Here is a 23,884-nt window from a genome sequence, read left to right as displayed (position 1 = left end):
TGTGATCATAAAAATACTGTTAAAGTAAAATGCTATGCTTGCATAACAAAATTCTCGTTCTATATTTGCAATGCAAAAGCGAGTGGTTTCCTTTTGCAACTTTAAGAAGAGAAATTTTCATAATTTAAAGTTTTGGTTGGTTAATAAATAAAGAAAAGCTCGATCTCACGATCGGGCTTTTTTTATACCTTCATTTTAGTGGAATCTGAAAAAATATTGAAGATTTTATATTAAAAACCATTTTTTATTAAACATTCAATAAAATTCATCGACGAACTACGGTTGTAAATGTAAAAATATTGTTAAAGTAAAATACTATGCTTGCATAATAAATAATGTCGTTTTATATTTGCAGTGCAAAAGCGAGTGGTTTCCTTTTGCACTTTAAACAAAAGATTTTCATAATTTAAAGTTTTGGTTGGTTAAAAAAAAGAGCTCGGTCGTATGATCGGGCTTATTTTTTTTATATCCTATTTAGCAAACATTTATGAAACAGAAAAGACTGCCAAACGTATGGACAGCCTTTTCAAAAATGATTCAATCTTAGTTCGTATTAAACAGGTAATTGTATGGTTGGACAAAATCTAGTTGGTCCTGATCCTGTAGTACAACCTACGGAAAGTCCACAATTAGCAGGACACGTATTTGCACAGGTATTTGCACAGGTTACTGCTTCTGTTGGGCAACACGAATGTCCGTGACATGTATGCGTTCCTCCTCCGTTTAGTTGCGCTTGTGTTAGTTTGGAAACCGTAGATTTTTTGATTCCTAACTTTTGAATTTTTTGTTTTTTCATGATTGATAACTATTAAATGATTCCTACTCTATAAGCTTTTCGGATTCCGCTTGTAATTAAAAAAACTGTTCGTAATTTGATATATAGATAATTGAAAAAAAGAAATTTAAAACGTACATCGATTTGCCGCATTGTTACATTCTGTAGAAATTCGGCTTAATCTTCTATTAAACTCAGGAGAATTTCCAATACCGCGTGCAACATTAATAAGTCCTGAGGATCTTTCAATATTCGTCCAATATGCACCACCATTTACATCTGGTTCTCTTAGTAAAAGTCCTCTATAGGCTATGTATACCGTTTTGCTAATTTGATAACTTGTGATATTGTTTCTATGCAAAAAAGATCGATATCGGTGATCCCATCTTTGTAAATTTCCTGGAGCTGTAATAAATCCTACCGCTAAACCTTCAAAACCGCGCGTCCGCAACACACCAATCCAGTAATTAACAACATTGGCATTTTCAGGACATCTTTCTGAATATGATAAATAGGCAAGTCTCACTACACAATGTTCATCAATCATTGGAGGATTTGGAATATTTGGCGGACTAAAGTCAGGAGTATACGGAATGTCTGGATCTAAAGCACGTTTGCTTGTAGTGGATTCAATTTGTATTTCTTCTTCATTGTCAACAGCTTCCGATTGACAACCAATTGTAACTAATGATCCTACAACCAATAATAGGACAAGAATAAAATGATGTGGTTTTAACATGAGTTTTTTCATAATGGATAAAGTTTTTTGATGATTCCTACTCTGTTGAGGTTTTTCGGATGCCACCTATCTCGATCAAGACAATTCAAAGGTATGTAGCACCTTTCCTCAAAACAAACGAAGTATTTTCAGATTTATAAATTTGTGGAAATGTAGCGCGTATTCACAAAAAAACCATCTACAGAAGTCCTACAGATGGTTATATGTCGGCGGTTGGTTTTGCTACTGTTTTACTATAGTTTTGACAACAGTATTTTTTCCATCTTCAATTTTAAAGAAGTACATTCCTTTTGCCAAACGTGAAGCATCAAATTTATAAAACACACTATTTTCTTTTGTGTGCGATTTCACTATAGTGTGTTCGCCAACCGTTGTTCCTTCCTTATTAAAAATAGTAAGCTGAATTGGCGCTTGTTGTTTTGGTGTACTGTCTGAATTTTTAGCTTCATACGCAATAATAACTTGATCGGTAGTAGGATTTGGATAAGTAGTAACGCGAGAAGCCTGATTTTCCAACGGACTTAAAGTCGAAAGTTGTCTCAATTGATACGTCATAGAAAAACTTTCCGTGCAGTTGCTATTATTTGCAACATAATCTTGATACGTATTATATTTACACAAGGTCAGTGTAACCTCATAATTTTCTGGAAACAAAGGAACTAAACTTGTCAATGTAAAAGGATATTGACTACCGTAAGATCTAGGTTCGCCTGCAATGCTTTTCTTCACAGGTGGAATAATCACAGGAACCGTTGTTCCTAGCATATATATTTGCAAATTTGCAGGAGTTCCAATAAAATTAGGAATATCAAACGAGTAGTAGAATCTAAAATATGCAATATCACGAACTTCAGATTCATGGTTGAGATAAAGTTTAAAATTGTAATTGTTGCCTGGCGTAAAATATTGAATACTGTCTGTTTCTAACGTAAATCTTTGACCGCCTTGAACGTCTCTAACAGATAAGGTAATCGGTGCAATATCACTAGAATGTTGATAAATTGCTTGTGCGTTGCTGGTTCCAGTAAACAATAAGAACAGTATTGACAAGGTAATAATATGTAATTTCATAAGAGTATATTTTTAAAAAAAAGCCATCTAAATTAAAATCATGTAGATGGCTTTTAGTAGCGATTAATAAATGATTATTTTTTTATAATGGTTTTAACTTCCGTTTTTCCTCCATGAGTAAGATGTACGTAGTATGTGCCATTTGGTAAATGTGAAGTATTTACATCGTATAAAGCTTCGGTAGGAGTGGTACTTTTATTGGTCAATGTATGTTGACTCATTTTAGCACCTTTATCACTATAAATAACAATCTGTAGCGGTTCATTCACAGCGGCAAGATCTGTTTGTCGAATATATAAATAGTCAACAGTTGGATTTGGATACGCTACTATTGATGATCTATCACTAGAATGTCTCAGCGTATCTAAAAAGATTACTTTTGTAGCCTTTACTTCGGTAGTTCCAGTATTGTCTAAATAATCTTGTTCCGTTTCATATTGCAACAATTCAATAGTAACTCTGTATCTTTTTGGATACATACGGTAAATAATTTTAGCCAAATACGGATAAATTGGTTCTGAGTCTACTACTTGCCTTTTTTTCTTCTTCTTTACAGGAGGAATAATCACAGGAGCTGTCGCACCCAACATCAATGGATCTACCAAACTTGTAGTGTGTGATGGGCTGGAAAGCGTTACATCTTCAAAAATGCATCGAATTCTGAAATAATGGGTTGTATCCTCTTGCGATTGGTAATTTAGTCGCACGTTGTAGTTTACAAAATGCAATATTTGCACATAATGAAAATCATCGGCAAGTAAACTAAATTTTTGTCCCGATACTGAATCTTCTACCAAAAGGGTCAAATCAATTTTATTCATCACATCGGGAGAGTAATCGGTAGCTTGTGCGTTTATTTTTAACATAAAAAATAAACACAATGCAGTCAGTGTGTAGCTTTTCAAATTCATAATAAAAGAGTTTTAAGTTATACTCAGTAAAGTATGAATATTTAAATGTTCACTACAAAAGGTAACTGTTCATATTTATAAATTTAAATAAAAAACCCGCATTAATCCTCAATTTTCTTAATATAGTACGAAGGATTCAATCCAGTTTTATTTTTAAACTCTTTAATAAAGGTCGTAGCACTTTTATATCCTATTTCGGTAGAAATTGCATGAATGGTATACGATCGAAATACGGCATCTTCTTTTAGCTTTACCAACACATAATCAATTCTGAGTTTGTTGAGGTATTGACTAAACGATTTGTTTTCAACAGCGTTTAACGCTTTTGATAAATAAGTAGTATTGGTATTGAGTAATTTTGCGGTAGAATGCAAAGTAACGTCTTGAGAAAGGTAAAAATGTGTACTTTCTAATTCGTGAAGTTGCTCTAAAATTGCTTTTGCTTTTTCGTCTTTAATATTTGAAACCTGAGATACTTTTTGAGTTGTTTCAAGTTCTTTATTCTTTGAAATATCTTCAATAATTGCCAAAAACTTTTGTTCCTTCTGCTTGGTTTTTCGATGATACGACAAAAAGATAAATAATATGAGTGAAACCAAAATAATGGAAACAGTTAAAATGATGCTTTTATCTACCTGTGTTTTCGCTTTTTCATCTTTGAGTTTCTCATTTTCAATAGTAATATCTTTGATATCGTTTTTATACAATAACTCTCTAGCGAGCAATCTTTTTTTGCTTTTGGCTTCGGCAACTTCGCTTTGTTTTTTTAAATAGAATAATTCTTGCTCTTTGTTTTCTTGAATTTTAGAAATATCAATCGCTAATTGATACATTTCCTTCGTTTTGTCAGTATTGGTATTATCGCCGATGCGTTCAAAATTTGCATCAATCAGTTTGAGCGCTTCGTCATATTTTTCGAGTTTAAAATAGTTTCGGGCAATAAAATAATCGGCAATAAATTTATTATTTTCCAAATCACTAAAATCACGCAACATTGCTCTTCCTTCCTGTAAAAAGCCAAGCGATTTATGATATTTGTCTCTCAAGTAATAAATATTCCCCAAATTGATATTGAAAAAAGCCTCGTACTTTTTATTTTTAGTTGCTTTGCTATATGAAATTCCTGTATTGTAAATTTTTTCGGCTTCTTCAAGTCTCTCCAATTCGGAAAGACTCAATCCTTTGCTCAGCATGGCGCTTAAATACGTTTCGTTGTAGCCTGAAAATGTAGTACTATCTTTCGTTTTAATAGTGCTCAAAACTTCATTAAAACCTTTCAAGGCTTCATCAAATTGGCGCAACTTTAAACGTGCATTCGAAATATTGATCAGGCAAGCAACCTCATACTGCGAACCTTCCATATGATTTGATAATTCTTTCGCCGCCAAATATGAAACAAGCGCATCATCATAATTTCCAATAACATACAATGAACTTCCCAACAGTAAATTACTCGAAATGCCACCAAGTGTATCTTTCAATTTATCGGCAGCTTTTACAGATAAGCTTCCATATTGTATCGCTTTGTCATAGTTAGACATGGAATAATACATGTAGGTCATTCGGACACCAGCAAAATACTGAATCTCATAATTTTCCTTCTCTTTTCCTCTTTCCAAATACGTTTCGCAATATGCCAAGCCAAGCATTGTATCTTTTTCTATGTCAAAAGTGTTTTGAATGCGTTCTTCAATTTTATCTGTAGCATCAGAGGTTAAAATGAACAATCGCATTTCTTTAGAAATTAGGGAATCGGCAATATTTTCTTGATTTTGAGCAGTTACATTATGGAAGAAAAAGACGGACGTGTAGAACGTTAATAAAAACAAAGTTTTAAGCTGAGTAATTATTGATTTTTGGTAGTTTCTTGTTATCATAGCATTAGATTGTAAGAAGTCGGCTCGTAAATTAATCAGAAATATACAATATAAAATTATATATGATATTGGTGCTACATTCACGTATTTAGTTACAAAATAATATACTAAAAATGGAAATTTGCCAGTTAGCTACGTTAAAAATTATATATAAATAAACCTTGACATACATATAAATTCCCTATAATTTAAACGGATGAATTTGGAAAAAAGTAAAAAAGTAATGCGCAAATTGCCATCAAAAGTCAGTTTCTGAACTTTTTTTTGGAATAGTAATTGCGTTACAACAATAAATTAACAAAAAGTAATACGAATTTTATTATTTTTACACACCTTTACATCGAACATGAAACGTACACTTACTATACTATTTTTGCTACTATGTGTAGCACTGCAAGCACAAAATAAAGATTCAGCATTCAAATCTGGCGAATGGTTCAAATTTAGAATTCATTACGGAATCATAAATGCAAGTTATGCTACTTTGGAAGTCAAAGACGAATACCTCAATGGAAAAAATGTATTTCATGTTGTTGGTAAAGGAAAAACAACAGGATTTGCAAGTTGGTTTTTCAAAGTAAATGATAACTACGAAAGCTACTTTGACAAAGAAACTGGGAAGCCGTACAAATTTATCCGAAAAATTGACGAAGGCGGACATACAAAAGACATTGAAATAGACTTTAATTACCAAAAGCAAAAAGCGCTTGTTAATAACAAAAAGCACAATACAAAAAAGGAATATAACATTGAAAAAGATGTGCAAGACATGGTTTCGGCATTTTACTACTTGCGAAACAACTATGACATTTCAGACATAAAAGAAGGAGATGAAATTGTACTAAACATGTTTTTTGATAAAGAAAATTTCAAATTCAAGCTAAAATTCTTAGGAAGAGAAAACAAGCGTACAAAATTTGGAAAAGTTCCGTGTCTTATATTTAGACCGTATGTACAAGCTGGGCGTGTTTTCAAAGAAAATGAAAGTTTGACTTTATGGGTTTCTGACGACGAAAACAAAGTGCCAATTTCTATCAAAGCAAAACTAATGGTAGGTTCCTTAAAGGCAGATTTAGATGCGTTCAAAGGTTTAAAACATCCTTTTACAATAATAGTAGATTAAAAAAGTATATGGAAATTCCACCAGAAATTGCGGAACGAATTGAAAAATTAGACAAGAAATACACAAATTCTGGGCAAGACTTAGGCTCGTATCTTGACGGCTTATTATACCAAAGATATCTTACCTATTGGGATTACATTCACTTAGACACCTTACTCAGCTTACAAATACCACGCACGTTTTTTCCCGATGAAGAAATCTTCATCATGTATCATCAAATCACAGAATTGTATTTTAAACTCATCATTCATGAGCAAAAACAAATCATTGATGACAAAGATCAAACAGCTGAATTTTTTATACAACGCGTACAAAGAATCAACAACTACTTAAAGGCGTTAATATCTTCTTTCGAAATCATGATCAATGGTATGGAAAGAAAACAATTTCTAAACTACCGAATGTCGTTGTTACCAGCTAGCGGTTTTCAATCTGCACAATACAGAATGATTGAATTATATTCCACACCACTTGAAAATTTAGTACATCATACGGTTCGTGATCAATTTTCATCAAAAAATACATTAGACGAATTATACGAAAACATCTATTGGAAAAAAGGTGCAACGGATAGCAAAACGGGCGAAAAAACACTCACACTGAAACAATTCGAATACCGATATACACCACGTTTCATGCGAATTGCCAATGAAGTGCAAACAAGTACAATATATCATCGTTATTTAGCGTTGCCTGAAGACATAAAACAAAACAAAAACGTCATTTCGGCATTAAAAAGCTTAGATCTCAATGCAAATGTCAACTGGCCATTAATGCATATGGGCTCAGCATATCGTTATTTGCGACGCGAAAAAAAGACCATTGAAGCCACTGGTGGAACAAATTGGAGAGAATATTTACCGCCAAGTTTTCAAAAAGTGATCTTTTTTCCTGAAATTTGGAGCGAAAATGAAAAAAATGATTGGGGAAAAGAATGGGTAGACCATATCTTCAACACAGAAAGGAAACAATGAGAATAGGGAAAATTTTACTACTGACACTAGTATTAATAGGTTTCAACGCATGCAAAGAAACCAAAGAAGAAACAAAAGAAACTGCGCAAATAGAAGTGCCAGCTCCTGATCCGATGGAGTTTGGGTTTCACTTAAACGACTACATAGTTGTAAAAGATACCGTGCGAAACGGAGATAGTTTTGGCGAAATTTTACAAAAAAACAACATTGGCTACTCCAAAATCTTCCAAATAGCCGAAAAAACAAAAGATACATTTGACATTCGCAGGTTAGTAGCTGGAAAACCTTATACGTTACTTTGTACAAAAGGCGATTCGCTCAACAGACCAGAATGTTTCATCTATCAGCCAAATAGTATTGACTACGTGGTAATAAAATTTAAAGATTCTATCAATGCGTATACGGAAAGTAAACCTGTAAAAATTGTTGAAAAAGAAACGTCGGGCGTTATCACAAGTTCACTATCTGGAGCTATTGACGAAGCTGGATTAAGCCAAAAGTTGGTAGGTGACATGTCTGATATTTACGCATGGACTATTGACTTCTTCCGTTTGCAAAAAGGCGATCAATACAAACTGATCTTTACTGAAAAATATATAAACGATACCACTTTCGTGGGAATTGACAGAATAAAAGCGGCATTCTTTAAACACAATAACGAACCGTTTTATGCCTTTGAATTTGAAACAGATAGCGTAAAACAAATTGTGGATTACTACGATGAAAATGCCAAAAACTTACGTCGTGCCTTTCTAAAAGCACCAGTAGTTTTCAAAAATGTGCGCATTTCATCACGGTACAACTTACGAAGACGTATCAAACTCTACGGAAACCGAATTCGTCCACACAAAGGAACCGACTTTGCAGCGCCACGTGGAACACCAATCATTTCAACAGCAAATGGCGTCGTTGTAGAATCTGCCCGTAGAGGCGGAAACGGAAACTACGTAAAAGTAAAACACAACAGTACCTACACTACGCAATACTTACACATGAAAAAGCGTAAAGTAAAAGTGGGCGATTTTGTAAAACAAGGCGATGTAATTGGTTGGGTTGGAATGACAGGAAACACATCGGGACCACATGTATGTTACCGTTTTTGGAAAAATGGAAAACAAGTAGATCCGTTCAAACAAAAACTACCTGACGCGGATCCAATTGATGCAAAACTCAAAGAATCATACCTAAAACACATACAACCGTTAAAAGTTCAATTAGACGGAATCCAAGGCGTGCCGCTCAAAGAATATACTATAGAACAAGCACCAATAACTGCAATAAACTAAAACTCATGTTAACAAACATAAACCCTACAGAAACTGAAGTTTGGAATCAACTTCAGGAGCATTTCCATGCAACGAAATCGTTTGCGCTAAAAGAATACTTTAACGAAGATGCAGAAAGAGCCAATCGATTCACTATCAAATGGAAAGACTTTTACGTAGACTATTCTAAAAATAGCATTTCGCAAAAAACAATGGACTTATTGTTAGCATTAGCAGAAGAGGTCAATTTAAAAGAAAATATTGCAAAATACTTTGATGGCGATAAGATCAATGAAACTGAAGGAAGAGCTGTGTTGCATACCGCTTTGCGCGAAAAAGAAACGGCAACGGTTCATGTAGCTGGAAAAAACATCATTCCGGAAGTATATGAAGTCAAAAAGAAGATCAAACAATTTTCAGAAGCCATCATTTCTGGAGATAAAAAAGGACATACAGGAAAAGCATTTACAGATGTTGTAAACATAGGAATTGGTGGTTCTGATCTTGGTCCAGCAATGGTTACAGAAGCTTTGCAGCACTACAAAAACCATTTAAATGTACACTTTGTTTCTAATGTTGATGGCGATCATGTGCAAGAAGTCATCAAAAAGCTAGATCCTGAAACGACATTATTTGTCATTGTTTCCAAAACCTTTACCACACAAGAAACCTTGACCAATGCGATGACAATTCGCAAATGGTTTCTATCGCATGCTACTGAGGAAGCTGTGGCAAAACACTTTGTGGCAGTTTCTACCAATTTGAAAAAAATAAATGAATTTGGAATTGCTTCTGAAAACGTATTTCCTATGTGGAATTGGGTTGGCGGACGTTTCTCATTATGGAGCGCTGTAGGTTTATCGATCAGTTTGGCTACAGGATATGAAAACTTTGACAAGCTCTTGGCGGGTGCGCATGATATGGACGTGCATTTTAAAACGACTCCATTTGATCAAAACATTCCAGTTGTGTTGGCCTTATTAAGTATATGGTATAACAATTTCCATGGAGCAGAAAGTGAAGCAATTATTCCATACACACAATACTTACATCGTTTTTCGGCATATCTACAACAAGGAATCATGGAAAGCAACGGTAAAAGTGTAGACAGACAAGGAAATCGTGTCAATTACCAAACGGGAACACTCATTTGGGGAGAACCAGGGACGAATTCGCAACACGCATTCTTTCAACTCATTCATCAAGGAACCAAGTTAATTCCTGCAGATTTTATTGGATATGTTCATTCATTAAAGAACAATGAAGATCATCATGAAAAACTAATGGCAAACTTTTTTGCACAAACGGAAGCTTTATTGCAAGGAAAAACCAAAGAAGAAGTCATTGCCGAACTCACTGCGAAAGGAATGGAAGCTTCTGAAATTGAAAAACTACTTCCATATAAAATATTTGAAGGAAACAAACCAACAAATACCATCTTAATAGACAAGCTTACACCTGAAAGTTTAGGAGCGTTAATTGCACTGTACGAACACAAAATATTTGTACAAGGTGTCATCTGGAATATCTATAGTTATGACCAATGGGGAGTTGAACTCGGAAAACAACTCGCAACTAAAATTTTAACAGACATTAACAACAGTGAAATTGCCAAACATGACAGTTCTACGACCAATCTTTTAGAATTCTTCAAAGAAAAGCGAAAATAAATGTTAATAATTCGGTTTATATCTTAATTCGCTGCAAAACAATCAAATACGTTAAAAGTGTAAATTTGAAAAAATGTTAAAACATTTAACATTCGCTTAATATATGCATGCATAATATATACGATTTTTGCGGCATTAAATAAACTAATAAAATTTATGAAAACAATTCACAACTTGTTTCTAGTCGTAGCGATGTTTTTAGTAACATCAGCTGCTTTTTCTCAAGGAACTATTACAGGTACTATAGTAGAGGCTGATGGCCCATTACCAGGTGCAAGTGTAGTTGTAAAGGGAACAAAAAATGGAACATCAACCGACTTTGATGGGAAATTTAAATTAAATGTAAAAAATGCTACTGGAGAAATTGAAATATCTTTTGTAGGTTTTACAACAAAAACTGTTACATTCAACGTAACGGGCGGAACAAAAGATTTAGGAAACATTACTTTAGTTTCTGACAATTCTTTAGATGAGGTAGTAATCGTTGGTGTAGTTGATATCGCAAAAGAGCGTGAAACTCCTGTGGCTGTTTCTACTATTAAAGCTGAAGAAATTGTAGAAAGATTGGGTAACCAAGAACTTCCTGAATTATTAAACGCAACACCTTCTGTATACGCTACTAAATCTGGTGGTGGATTTGGAGATTCAAGAATCAACATTCGTGGATTTGACCAAGTTAACACAGCAGTATTAGTAAATGGTGTTCCTGTAAACGATATGGAAAATGGTCGTGTATTCTGGAGTAACTGGACTGGTTTAGCGGATGTTGCTTCTGCAATTCAGGTACAAAGAGGTTTAGGTTCTTCTAAATTGGCAATCTCTTCTGTAGGTGGTACATTAAACATTGTAACAAAAACTACCGATAGAAACGAAGGTGGATTTGTTGGAACTACTTTAGGTAACGATAACTATCTTAAAACTATTGCTTCGTATTCTACAGGTAGAATGGAAAACGGATTCGCTTTTTCTGGATTATTAAGTAGAACTGCTGGAGACGGATATATTAACGGAACTGCTTTTGAAGGATACAACTATTTCTTAGGATTTGGATGGACTGACGAAGATAGAGTACACGATATTCAATTTACTGCAACAGGTGCGCCACAGGTTCACAACCAAAGAACAACAAGTTTCTTTAACGCAGCAACAATTGGACAATACTTACAATTTGGAGACAAATATAACTTCAACCATGGTACATTAAATGGTGAAGAATTCAACTGGAGAAGAAACTTCTACCACAAGCCAGTATTATCTATAAACTGGGATTGGAATATTTCTGATGACACAAAATTATCTACTGTAGGATACGCTTCTTTCGGTCGTGGTGGTGGAACTGGAGATATCGGAAGATTACCAGGATTCAACTTCGCATCTAGCTCTATCTTTAGAGATCAGACAAATGGAGAAGTACTTTGGGACAAAATCGTACAATACAACAGTGGTAACGCAGTAACGTTCTCTGATGGTAACGTATACCAAAGAACAGACCAAGAAAACGGTTTATTCATTAACGACAGTAGAGACAATGGTATCTCAAGAAGAGCTTCTATTAACTCACACAACTGGTTTGGTTTATTAGCAAACTTAAACACAAAAATCAACGAAAACTTAACGTTAGATGTTGGTTTCGATGCTAGATCATATAAAGGTTTCCACTACAGAAGATTAGACAACTTATTAGGAGCTGATGCTTACAGAGATGATTCTGACGTAAACAATCCTAACAGAGTATTAACAAGTACGTACTCTTCTGAGTTCTCTTCTATCGTAAATGTTTTCAAAGACATCGATAACGAAGATAAAATTGACTACTATAACATCGGATACGTTCGTTGGTTAGGAATCTTTGGTCAGTTAGAATACAAAAAAGATGATGTGTCTGCATTCGTACAGTTCTCTGGTTCTAACCAAGGATTTAGTAGAGAAGACTTATTCCAAGTAGCAGTTGCAGACGGACAACGTACTGACTGGGAAAACATCTTAGGTGGAACCATCAAAGGTGGATTGAACTACAACATCGATGAAAACCACAACGTATTTGGTAATGCTGGTTATTACTCAAAACAACCTTTATTTGATGCTGTTTTTCTTGACTTTGAAAACGTAGTAAATGAAGATTACAGAAACGAAAAAGTATTTGGAGTTGAATTAGGATACGGATACAAGTCTGAAAAATTAAACGTAAACCTTAACTTATACAGAACTTCTTGGAAAGATAGATTTATTCAAGTATTCGGAACATTCCCTGATCCAGCTGATCCAATGGAAGAAGTACAAGGTCGTTCTAGCTTAGTAGGTGTTGAGCAAATTCACTCAGGAGTTGAATTAGAATTCACATACAAGCCAATTGACATGTTAACATTCAGAGGTATGGCTTCTGTAGGGAACTGGGAATATGGAGGATCAGTTTCTGGACCTGCATTTGATACAAACGATAACACTATTGTTGGAGAAAACACATTATTCTTAGACGATGTAAAAGTTGGAAACGCTGCACAAACAACAATGCGTTTAGCAATGATTGTAGAGCCAGTTGAAAACTTAAAGTTTGATATCTCAGGATTTAGAGCAGACGATTTATACGCTGACATTAGAGCAGAAGATTTCGATGAAGAAGACAACCAAGGTTCATTACAATTACCAGCATACAACTTATTTGATGGTGGTGTATCTTACAAATGGTTAGTTGGAAAAGAAAAAGATAAAACAATCAACTTCAGATTGAACATCAACAACTTATTCAACACTACATACATCGCTGAATCACAAACAAACATATTTGCTGATCCAGGAGATGATACATTTGACGGAATCAACACTGCAAACAAAGCATTCTTCGGATTTGGAAGAACTTGGAACTTTAGCTTACGTTATACGTTCTAAGAAACAAAAACAATACAGTACATAAGAAAGTCTCACAGCAATGTGAGACTTTTTTTTTCTCAAAAAGCAATAGTGAGTTCTACAGTAAAAATAAGAACACAATCAAAAAAATAAGTACCTTTGTCTATCAACTAAAACTAAACATATGTACAGTACCATACAAATGCTGCATTCCTATTGGGCATACTTTGTGCTCCTAATACTAATTGTAGCCGTAGCAAACGCTACCATAGGATTTACTTCGGGTAAAAAATTTACCGCTAAAGATTTACGTATTTCACTTTTCGCTTTAATCTTTACACACTTGCAATTACTCATCGGATTAATCTTGTATTTCGTATCTCCAAATGGAATGAACATCATTTCATCACGTGGAATGGGCGGAATGACTTCAGCAGAACGTTTGCTCGCGTTAGAGCATCCTTTCGTTGGAATTCTTGCTATCATTCTCATTACAATTGGTTGGTCTAAACATAAAAAACAAGAAACAGACAAGCGTGCTTTTGGTAAAATTGCCATTTTCTACGGATTAGGTTTACTACTCATTCTATCAAGAATCCCTTGGAATCAATGGTTAGGACTATAAGTCGCACATACATACAAAACACAAATAAAAAATCCTTATCAGCTACGATAAGGATTTTTTTATATCTATATGTTGTCATTAAATACTTGTTACGGAATCTTTAGAAGTTGTACTAGATTCCTGTCTTCACAGGAATGACAGTTGATTTCCTATGCTTTCTCAAAATACAATTCTCAAATAATCACTACTTTTCAAGCTCTTGTCATTCCATACTTGTTACGGAATCCATTCACATTAAAATAAGTTTCCCAACTTTAAAATTGACATACAAAACAAATCTAATATCTCAATTCTAACAGCAAATCGGTCTAACGTCTATTTAGAGTTATTTCCCGCTTTCCGTTATATCTTTTTTTGCCATATAGCAAAGCAAAAAAAGGATGCCACTGCAATCAGGACTAAAAAAGTAGTATTGGATATTTAGAACTTCCTTCTGCAACGCGTACTTATTTAAAACCTAGTACTTCGAAAACGTACAGGCTAAATTAACTTGTCTCAATTCTCAATACTAAAACCTCAATACTAAACAAAAAAAATCCTTATCAACTACGACAAGGATTTTTTTATATCTATATGTTGTCATTCCATACTTGCTACGGAATCTTTAGGAAGTTGTATTAGATTCCTGTTTTCACAGGAATGACAGTTGATCTCCTATGCTTTTTCAAAATACGTTTCTCAAATAATCACTACTTTTCAAGCTCTTGTCATTCCGTACTTGTTACGGAATCTTTAGAAAGAGTTACATCTAGATTCCTGTCTTCACAGGAATGACAGTTGATTTCCAATGCTTCTTTTTCAAAATACGATTCTCAAATAATCACTACTTTTCAAGCTCTTGTCATTCCATACTTGTTACGCAATCATTAGGAAGTTGTATTAGATTCCTGTCTTCACAGGAATGACAGTTGATTTCCTATGCTTTTTCAAAATACGATTCTAGAATAATCACATTTTCAAGCTCTTGTCATTCCGTACTTGTTACGGAATCTTTAGTAAATTTCACTAGATTCCTGTCTTCACAGGAATGACAGTTGGATACAAAAAAAAATCCTTATCAGCTACGATAAGGATTTTTTTATACTTTATTTTATTTCTTACCTAAGACCTAAGACCTAAGACCTAAGACCCAAGACCTAAGAGCTAAGATCTAACAGCAAAACAATCTACTTCACTTCTTTAATCAAATGTACATACACTGGGAAATGATCACTATAACCACCTGTATACGAACTTCCTGAAAAACTTCTAAATGGATATCCTTTATAACGTCCACGCTTATTAGATAAATAAGTCTTATTATAAATTCCAGCTTTATAATAACGATATTCTGAAAAATCTTTCTCTAATAAAGACGCAGTAAAAATAATCTGATCAAACAAATTCCAACCATCTCTATACGCTAAAGTTCCATTTCCACTCTTTGCCATACCTTCCATCGGATTAAACAAATCTTTTCCATTAGCTTCTTTACGATCATCTTTCGTTTTCAACACTTCCTTCATACTTACATTAAAAGGATCATCGTTCATGTCGCCCATTGTAAAAATCTTTGCTTTCTTATCAATATCTTGTAGCGAATCAATAATGCGTTTATTCAACTCAGCAGCTTTTACACGTTTTGGTCTACTTCTAGCTTCTCCACCTCTACGTGATGGCCAGTGATTTACAATAATATGTACTTCTTCACCATCTAACACACCAGAAACCAATAACTGATCTCTTGTGTAAATGCGTCGATCACCATCATAAATATATAGCGGATGTTTAGAAAAACTATGTGGTTGAAAAATACCTTGTTTATAAATCAATCCAACATCAATTCCACGTTTGTCAGGAGAATCAAAATGGATAATTCCATAATCAGAATCTTTCAACTTTGGATGATTTATCAAATCTTCCAGCACTTGTTTATTTTCTATCTCGGCAACACCCAAAATAGCTGGTGTAGTTTTAGCAACATCGTAGCCTATGTCAGAAATAACTCTGGCTAATTTCGATATCTTATCTTCATATACTCTAGCTCGATTTCCTTGTATTTCCATAATAGGACTCTTCTCGTCGTCCTTCAACGGATCGTTGATTGTATCAAAGAGGTTTTCTACGTTATAAAAGGCAATTGTTTGTACTTTAAACTGCTTTTTTTTCTGTGCCCAAGCTTGGGTAAACACTAGTAAAACAGTAAGTATGACTAGGGATTTTAAATTTTTCATTCAGTCAATGTTATGTTATCTTAAATTATCTATGCAAAAGATAGACCAAAAGTAGTTATTAATTATAAATAATGTACATTTGCCCGTCGTTATTAAAGATTTTTTAAACTTAAATAATAATTAATTGCAAATTACAGTATGAAAAAACTTATTTTTTTATTTGGGTTGCTATCGGTTTGGTTTGTCAGTGGACAAAACTCAATTACGGGTAAAGTAGTTGATGCCAATACGGATGATGCAATTCAAAATGTTGTGGTTTCAGTTGCACGTTATAACACAAAAGAAGTTACAACGGACGCAGCCGGAAACTTTAAAATAACTGATATATCCGCGGGAGAAGCCGATATTGTCTTTACGAAAGATGGATACTCAGTTTTAAGAATGAAAGTGACTGTTATAGATGGTCAAACACTCGATTTGGGTGTCATTTTATTAAAGAGGTTCGTAGAGGAAGATGTTACCTTAATATCATTGACCGATGACGAACTAAATGATGATTCAACAGCAGCAGACAACATCTCAGGATTACTACAATCATCCAGAGATATCTACTTGCGAACTGCGGCTTTTGAATTTGGAGCTACCTTCTTCAGAGTAAGAGGACTAGATTCAGAAAACGGAACAGTACTTATCAATGGTATCGAAATGAACAAACAGTTCAATGGAAGACCACAATGGAGTAACTGGGGAGGATTGAATGATGTGGTAAGAAATCAAGAACTTACAAACGGATTAACAGCTTCAGATTATACATTTGGAGGAATTTTAGGAACAACAAACATTAACACAAGAGCTTCTCAGTACAGAGAAGGTGGTAGAGTAACGTATTCATCATCAGATAGAAGTTATACCAACAGAATTATGGCATCATATTCTTCTGGTTTACTTGAAAGTGGATGGGCATATACAATTTCTGCAGGAAGAAGATGGGGAGATGAAGGTTTTAACGACGGTACTTTCTACGATGCAAATTCTTTATTAATTTCAGTTGAAAAGAAAATAAATGACAAGCATAGCCTTAACTTCACAGGAATCTATGCACCTAACAGAAGAGGACAATCTTCTGCAAATACACAAGAAGTTTACGACCTTAAAGGAATTAGATACAACGATTTCTGGGGATACCAAGATGGAGAAAAGCGTAACTCAAGAGTTCGTAGAGTAGATGAACCTATCTTAATGTTAAACCATTACTGGGATATTTCTGAAAACACTACTTTAAATACAAACGTAGCATATCAATTTGGAGAGCAAGGAAGAAGTCGTTTAGACTTTGGAGGAACAGACTTAGATGTAAGCGGATTTCCAATTGGAAACGGGCTAAACCCAAGTCCAACATACTACCAAAAATTACCGAGTTTCTTTGCTAGAAACAATCCAGATAATCCTGCATTAGCTTTTGGAGCGCAACAAGCATTCATTGAAGGCGGACAAATTGATTGGGCAGCTTTATACAGAGCTAACCAAAACAACTTAGTCGCAGGTGGAAATGCAATCAATATTGTATATGAAGATAGATCTGATGACAGACAGTTTACAGCAAACACTATCTTAAACTCAACGGTTAACGATCATATTACAATCAACGCAGGCGTAAACTTTACTTCGTTAGTATCTGAAAACTTTGCAGAATTAACAGATTTACTTGGTGGAAGAGGATATTTAGATGTAGATCCTTTTGCAAGTGATTTAGTACTTGAGCCAGGAGCCGTTCAAAACGATCTAAACAATCCAAACAGAGTTGTTACCGAAGGTGACCGTTTTCGTTACAACTTCGAAATCAGATCAAACACTGTTGGAGGTTTTGCACAAGCACAATTCAAATACAAAAAAGTAGATTTCTTCGTATCAGGTAGCGTTAAAAACACAACATACCAACGTGAAGGACTTTACAGAAATGGTGGTTTCCCAACCAATTCTTTTGGAAAAGGAGAAAAATTATCATTCACAGGTATTGGAGTAAAAGGTGGATTAACATACAAACTAACAGGACGTCACTTATTTGATTTCAATGGAGGTTATATCACAAAAGCACCATCAATTCGTAATACATTCTCTAACTCTAGAGAAAATAACAATATCGTTCCAGACATCACAGAAGAAAAAATTACTTCTTTTGATGCAAGTTACATCTATAGATCTCCGATCGTAAAAGCTAGATTAACAGGATACTACACAAAAATGGAAGATGCTAACGAAATCTCTTTCTTCTTCGCAGACGGAATTGGTGGAGACAATCAAGCATTTGTTCAGGAAATATTACAAGGTGTGGATAAAAGACATCTTGGTGGAGAACTAGGAATTGAAGTACAAGCGACTTCAACGATAAAACTGAAAGGTGTTGCTTCATTAGGTCAATACACATATGACAACAATCCTAACTTATTTGTAACGTCTGAAGACAACATTCAAACACGTGCAGCAGGATTCGTAGATGGAAAATTAGACTTCGGAGAAGTAGCCTTAAAAGATTATAGAATTGCTGGTGGACCACAAAGAGCATTCTCTTTAGGTTTCGAATATAGAGATCCAGATTACTGGTGGTTTGGAGCTACAAGTAACTTCTTCTCTAATGCATACATCGACGTAAGTCCATTACAGAGAAGTAGTAACTTCTACACGGATTTTGACGGTCAAGTTTTTAATGATTACGATCCAGAATTGGCACGTGAATTACTAAGACAAGAACAATTTGACGATTACATGTTGGTAAATCTTGTTGGAGGAAAATCATGGAAATTAGGAGACTATTTCGTAGGTTTCTTTGCAAGTATCAACAACGTATTTGACAAAGAATTTATCACTGGAGGATTTGAGCAAGGAAGAAATGCTAACTTCAGAGAATTAAGAGATGACTCTGCATTAGAAACAAGAGTATTTGGAAACAGATACTGGTACGGTAGAGGAAGAACATATTTCTTAAACGTATATTTTAGATTCTAAACAAAACAAAAAAATAAAAGATTGCGTATCTTTAATGTTGCGCAGCAAAAAATAAAATCGAACAAATGAAACATCCATATCTAAAATTTAGTCACACAACATGTGGTTCAATGGATGTTCTATCTGAGAGATAAAAAAATAATAAAAATAAACAGATGAAAGCAAATAAAATTTTTAGTTTAATAGCTGTCTTAGGAACTATGGGATTAGTTATTACTTCTTGTGTTCAAGATGATGAATTTGCAATTCCAAACGGAACAACTACAGTTGATCCAGGATTAACAGCAAATGCTACTTTTAATAATATGGTTGGAAGATACCAACAAGCTGTAGCAAATGGAGACGATATTGCAGAAATTGCCCTTGATGAAGCAGAAATTATCATTGAAGGATATGTGGTATCTAATGACAAAGCAGGAAACTTCTTTGAAGAATTAGTAATCCAGAACAAAAAAGACGGTTCTTCAACAGATGCAGACCCAAGATTAGGATTCCGTGTGGATATCAACCAAGCAGCATTATTCAATAGTTACGAATTTGGTAGAAAAGTATACATCAAAATGAACGGTTTAGCGATCGGTTTAGAAAATGGAGTATACGCTATCGGAAAACCTAACGGAAACGACATCGATCAAATTCAACCATTTGAATTAGAAGATTTCGTAGTTCGTGGAACTGAAGTAGCTCAAATTACACCAAAAGTAACTACTGTTGGCGAATTAACTGAAGCAGATGAAAACACATTAATTCAATTAAATGATGTTCAGTTTAGCTTAAATACTATCGGATTATCATACGCTGGAGAAGCTTCTGATAGTTTTGACGGATTTAGAAACCTTGAAGAATGTGTAGATGGTGGAATCATTGCCTTACAAACAAGCACATTTGCTGATTTCAAATCATTAACAATTGACGAAAACAAAGGATCTATCCAAGGAATCTTTACAAGAGATTTCGGAGATGATGCAAATGTTTTAGTAATCAGTACTTTAGCGGATATCAACTTTACTGAAACTGTACGTTGTGATCCTGATGTATTGGATTGTACTGGACCAGTTTCTACGGCAACAACTATTTTTGAAGAAGATTTCCAAGCAATCACTAACGAAGCGCAATTAGATGCTTTAGGATGGACAAACGTAAATGTTTCAGGAGGTTCTGAGCGTTACGAAGACAGTTCATTTAGTGGAGACAGATACATGAAAATTTCTGCTTTCGGAACAGGAGAAAGTCCATTAGAAGCTTGGTTAGTAACACCAGCAATCAACTTAGATGGTACTACGCAAGAAGAATTATCTTTTGAAATTTCTGCAAACTTTGAAACAGGAACCGTGTTAGAAGCATTCATTACTGAAAACTATACAGGTGATCCAACAACAACAGAATGGACACTATTAAACGCTAACATTCCAGTTGGTGGAGGCGGATTTGGTAGTTTCGTATCTTCTGAATTAAATATCTCTTGTTTAAGTGGAGATGTACACGTAGCTTTCAAATATTTAGGAGCTGACGGTGGCGCTGAAACACGTTACCACATTGACGATATCAAAGTAACAGGAATGTAAGATTCTTGAAACATCATAAATTATAAAAAAAGAGCGCTATTCCTAGCGCTCTTTTTTTATTTGGATTATTGGATGTTTAGAAAGGTATTTTATTAGTACAAAACACAAAACACAAAACATTAAATCATTGAATTCTCTACTCTTTTAATTTTCTAGCACATACTTCTCACTTCCTGTTTGCCACAACAAAAAAGAAATAATATCCGCAAGTTCATTGCGTTTGCTCTTTCCAGAACGGTCAAAACCATGTCCTTCGGTAAAATTTACCGCTAGTAACACCGGATTATCTGTTGTAGTACTGGCTTGTACGCGTGCGGCAAACTTTGCAGGTTGCCAAGCCGCCACTCTTGAATCACGCAAACCAGCCGTTAATAACATCGCGGGATAAGCTGTTTCTTTTTTCACATGATGATACGCGTCCATAGCGAACAAAGCTTCAAACTCAGCGGCATTTTGTACGGTGCCAAATTCTTTTACATTGTTTTGACCATTGGGAGCAATCTCTGAGCGCACTGTATTCAACAATCCTACGCGAATAACTACGGCAGCGTACAAATCTGGTCGCTCGGTTACAGCTCTACCGATATTAATTCCGCCAGCACTTCCGCCCCAAACGGCAAATCGGTCAGCTGATGTGTACTTTTCATCAATCAAATATTCGGTACAGGCAATAAAATCTTTCCAAGTATTGGTTTTTGTTGTTTTAAATCCTGCTTTGTGCCATGTTGCTCCTTTTTCGCCACCACCGCGTACATGCGCAACTGCATACATGCCGCCTTCGCCCAACCAATACAATAAATACGGATATAACTTTGGCGTATTAATCCAATTATATGAACCATAACCATTCAGTAACATACGATTTTTCCCATCTTTTTTCATGCCTTTTTTGTAAATGATCGATAGCGGAACTCGTGTACCGTCGTGAGAAGTAATTTCTATCTCTTCTATGACGACATCTTCCAATTCCTTATAATCTACAACTGGAGTCAGGTTTTCTTGCTTAAACGTCTTTATTTCGTGTTGATAGCGATACCTGTTTTTATGTGTAATCCAGCTTTCGGTTTCAATCCACAAATCGGCAAAGTTTGGTCCAATAGCAGACATACGAATGTTTCCCGTAGCTTTTGGTAACGATATTTGCGTAGTAACGTTGTTTTGTACTTGATATAAGCTTGGAAAAACACCGTTTTTTGTTTTGGTGTAAAACAATCCTTTGTTAGTAATGGTAAAATCGTTCAATGTTTGTTGTGGATCTTCAGCAATAATTTCTGTTGGATTGTCAAAATTGAGTTGTTGTAAATTCGTTTTGCAAATTCTAAAATTAGCAGCTTCATGCGCTGTAACATAGTAAACTTCGTCCTGTACAGGAATAAACTTCGTTACTTTGTGTTTTTTCTTAAAAAAAGGCATCCAATGTACCGTATCTTTTTCCAAATCGGTAATAGAAGCATAGTAATAATCTTTAAATCCAATACCTCCAACACGACCGAAGATGTATTTTTGATCTTTCCCAAAAATATGAATCATAGGAAAATCCGCAGCTTGTAAACCTAAGTGCGGATGTGATGCTTTGGAAAATAATGTTTTTGTCTTTTTCGGATTTGTACCCAAGTAATACACTACTGCTGACGTATTTAAAATATAATTGGGCGACTTGGTATCAATTTCAGGAATATGTGTATATACAAAGCCTGAATCGTTGGGAAGCCAATTGATTCCACCTAATTCAGATGGCCAACAATGATCAATAATTTCGTCATGAAGTTGTTTCGTTTCCAAATCAAAAACAGCAACTTCTGAAATTTCTTCATCATTTTTAGTAAAGCTGATTGCGATCTTTTTACCATTCCAGCTCGACTGAAAATAGTTGATAATATAATTATGATGTGTCGTTGGTTTGTAATTTTTAGAATTGAAAATTTCAACTTCTTTTCCCGTGATTCCTGCTCTAAAGCACAAAATATTTGCTACGTGATCAGGCGATGTTTTTAAATAGTAATAAGCGTTTGGCGATACGGTTTTTAAATCATAAATCGTTTCTGAGCGCAAATTGTCATAGGTTTCTATTTTTTGAAGCAATGCTGTACGACCAGAAATTTGTTGCAGTGTGTTATTGGTATATTCATTTTGTTCAGCCAACCAGTTGAGTACGGTTGTATCCGAAAGGTTTTCTAGATACTGATACGGATCTGTAATTGTTTTGTTGAAATAGGTATTTGTTGTAGATTTTTCAGGAGCAAGTGAAGGCTTTTCAATGATTGGGTCAACGCATTGCAAGCATAATACACTTAAAAGGAGGAAAAGAAACGTACGTTTCATGAGGTAGGTAGTATGTTTTTTAGTTAAAATACAAAATGCTAAATCGAAATTTTACACAGCTTTCGAGATAGCATTTTATAATGAAAAAAAAGAATTGTTGTTTTTATATTTGTGTGTCTACAGTATCTTGTCCACACAATGCTGTAAAAGTATTTGTTGGTCTACTTTGTGCTTGTGCACATGCACCTGTTACAGGAAGCAAACCTCCTTTTAATGTATGTGTGTGTGAAAGGTTAGCAATTTTAGAACTGTTTAAGTTTAATTTTTGAGTAAAGTTTTTTAAAGTTTTCATGGTGTTTTTGTTTTGCGATTATGAAGTAAATGTATAGCAAAAAAACACCCGATTTTAATGGTTTTTCGTGGTATTTATAAATATCATTCTCAAAATTTGTTTGTAATTAATTGAATATCAAACAGTTATTTTCTATTTATGATTTTCACATTCCTTTAACAGTTTTGAGGTAAAAAAGCTTGTTTTTTCGTGAAAATTGGTCAAAAAAGTAGTTATTGACCCATAGCAGTTGGTCCAATTTTTAGGTTTATTTTTTTAAATAAGCTTCCATTAGTGGATTCAATTTTCCACTAAATGACTTTTTAAGAAATAAAAATTTTAAAGCCTGAACAATTACTTTGTGAAAACCTTTTGGTTTGATGAAAAAGTTTTGTCCGTATAGTTCTTTTGGGGAGTATTTAGGAATAATTCAGAATTCAGAATTATCACGAAGTTCCTTTTCAATTTCGTTGTCCAATTCATTTTTAAACTTCGGCTTTTGTTTTAGTTTTAAAAACATTCGTATGAATATGATAACAACAATGAGGATTAATATAGACTCTAAAAGTATGATTATGAATAAGTACGTATTATTTGATTTCATTAGATTGATTTTGTTAGTAATATGGCTACTAATCGAAATCAATTTTGGTTAAAAAAAGCCATGCAAGTAGCTGGCTATGCTATTTTACA

General features: G+C 34.4%; 16 protein-coding genes. 8 read left to right on the top strand and 8 right to left on the bottom strand.

Translation table 11 applies throughout. The annotated features are described in order from the left end of the window. Positions 1-553: 553 nt before the first annotated feature. From AA089_RS20500 to AA089_RS20480, 5 genes are all read right to left on the bottom strand, one after another. Complete coding sequence (locus AA089_RS20500; protein ID WP_046758881.1) at positions 554-796, bottom strand: hypothetical protein; 243 nt, start codon at positions 794-796, stop codon at positions 554-556. Between the two features lie 106 nt (positions 797-902). Next, positions 903-1,526: a hypothetical protein gene (locus AA089_RS20495; RefSeq protein ID WP_046758880.1), complete on the bottom strand. Its 624-nt coding sequence runs from the start codon at positions 1,524-1,526 to the stop codon at positions 903-905. 210 nt (positions 1,527-1,736) lie between these two features. After that, a complete protein-coding gene (locus AA089_RS20490) occupies positions 1,737-2,585 on the bottom strand; it encodes a T9SS type A sorting domain-containing protein (RefSeq protein ID WP_046758879.1) in 849 nt (282 codons plus the stop codon). Positions 2,586-2,659: 74 nt separating this feature from the next. Beyond that, complete coding sequence (locus AA089_RS20485) at positions 2,660-3,496, bottom strand: T9SS type A sorting domain-containing protein (protein WP_046758878.1); 837 nt, start codon at positions 3,494-3,496, stop codon at positions 2,660-2,662. A gap of 101 nt (positions 3,497-3,597) precedes the next feature. Beyond that, complete coding sequence (locus AA089_RS20480) at positions 3,598-5,325, bottom strand: response regulator transcription factor (RefSeq protein ID WP_046758877.1); 1,728 nt, start codon at positions 5,323-5,325, stop codon at positions 3,598-3,600. Positions 5,326-5,719: 394 nt separating this feature from the next. On the opposite strand from AA089_RS20480, the gene AA089_RS20475 reads away from it, so the two are divergent. The 6 genes from AA089_RS20475 to AA089_RS20450 all read left to right on the top strand — a co-directional run bounded on the left by AA089_RS20475 (position 5,720) and on the right by AA089_RS20450 (position 13,877). Beyond that, the gene (locus AA089_RS20475; RefSeq protein ID WP_046758876.1) at positions 5,720-6,496 is read left to right on the top strand and encodes a DUF3108 domain-containing protein; all 777 of its coding nucleotides are present in this window, start codon (positions 5,720-5,722) and stop codon (positions 6,494-6,496) included. 8 nt (positions 6,497-6,504) lie between these two features. Further along, positions 6,505-7,470, top strand: a complete 966-nt coding sequence (locus tag AA089_RS20470; RefSeq protein WP_046758875.1) for a tryptophan 2,3-dioxygenase family protein — start codon at positions 6,505-6,507, stop codon at positions 7,468-7,470. Continuing rightward, on the top strand, positions 7,467-8,756 hold the full coding sequence (locus tag AA089_RS20465) for a peptidoglycan DD-metalloendopeptidase family protein (RefSeq protein ID WP_046758874.1): 1,290 nt from the start codon (positions 7,467-7,469) through the stop codon (positions 8,754-8,756). The genes AA089_RS20470 and AA089_RS20465 overlap by 4 nt, the downstream gene beginning before the upstream one ends. Before the next feature lie 5 nt (positions 8,757-8,761). Beyond that, positions 8,762-10,405: a glucose-6-phosphate isomerase gene (gene pgi, locus AA089_RS20460; RefSeq protein WP_046758873.1), complete on the top strand. Its 1,644-nt coding sequence runs from the start codon at positions 8,762-8,764 to the stop codon at positions 10,403-10,405. A gap of 156 nt (positions 10,406-10,561) precedes the next feature. Next, on the top strand, positions 10,562-13,291 hold the full coding sequence (locus tag AA089_RS20455; RefSeq protein ID WP_046758872.1) for a TonB-dependent receptor: 2,730 nt from the start codon (positions 10,562-10,564) through the stop codon (positions 13,289-13,291). Positions 13,292-13,436: 145 nt separating this feature from the next. After that, on the top strand, positions 13,437-13,877 hold the full coding sequence (locus AA089_RS20450; RefSeq protein ID WP_046758871.1) for a hypothetical protein: 441 nt from the start codon (positions 13,437-13,439) through the stop codon (positions 13,875-13,877). Positions 13,878-15,043: 1,166 nt separating this feature from the next. Here the strand turns inward: AA089_RS20450 and AA089_RS20445 are convergent. Further along, the gene (locus AA089_RS20445; RefSeq protein ID WP_046758870.1) at positions 15,044-16,090 is read right to left on the bottom strand and encodes an endonuclease/exonuclease/phosphatase family protein; all 1,047 of its coding nucleotides are present in this window, start codon (positions 16,088-16,090) and stop codon (positions 15,044-15,046) included. 138 nt (positions 16,091-16,228) lie between these two features. Between AA089_RS20445 and AA089_RS20440 the strand changes: the two genes are divergently transcribed. Both AA089_RS20440 and AA089_RS20435 read left to right on the top strand, forming a co-directional pair. Continuing rightward, positions 16,229-19,033 (top strand): TonB-dependent receptor, encoded by a 2,805-nt coding sequence (locus tag AA089_RS20440; RefSeq protein ID WP_046758869.1) that lies wholly within the window; start codon positions 16,229-16,231, stop codon positions 19,031-19,033. 155 nt (positions 19,034-19,188) lie between these two features. After that, positions 19,189-20,598 carry a DUF5689 domain-containing protein gene (locus AA089_RS20435; protein ID WP_046758868.1) on the top strand — a complete coding sequence of 470 codons (1,410 nt, stop codon included), beginning with the start codon at positions 19,189-19,191 and terminating at the stop codon, positions 20,596-20,598. A gap of 144 nt (positions 20,599-20,742) precedes the next feature. Here the strand turns inward: AA089_RS20435 and AA089_RS20430 are convergent, their stop codons facing one another. Continuing rightward, the gene (locus tag AA089_RS20430) at positions 20,743-22,920 is read right to left on the bottom strand and encodes a prolyl oligopeptidase family serine peptidase (RefSeq protein ID WP_053002610.1); all 2,178 of its coding nucleotides are present in this window, start codon (positions 22,918-22,920) and stop codon (positions 20,743-20,745) included. Positions 22,921-23,023: 103 nt separating this feature from the next. Beyond that, a complete protein-coding gene (locus AA089_RS20425) occupies positions 23,024-23,212 on the bottom strand; it encodes a hypothetical protein (protein WP_046758867.1) in 189 nt (62 codons plus the stop codon). Positions 23,213-23,884 lie beyond the last annotated feature (672 nt).

Source organism: Kordia jejudonensis, from assembly GCF_001005315.1.
Lineage (GTDB): Bacteria > Bacteroidota > Bacteroidia > Flavobacteriales > Flavobacteriaceae > Kordia > Kordia jejudonensis.
Note: the sequence above shows the minus strand (reverse complement) of the source record. Positions and strands in the feature narration are given on the sequence as shown.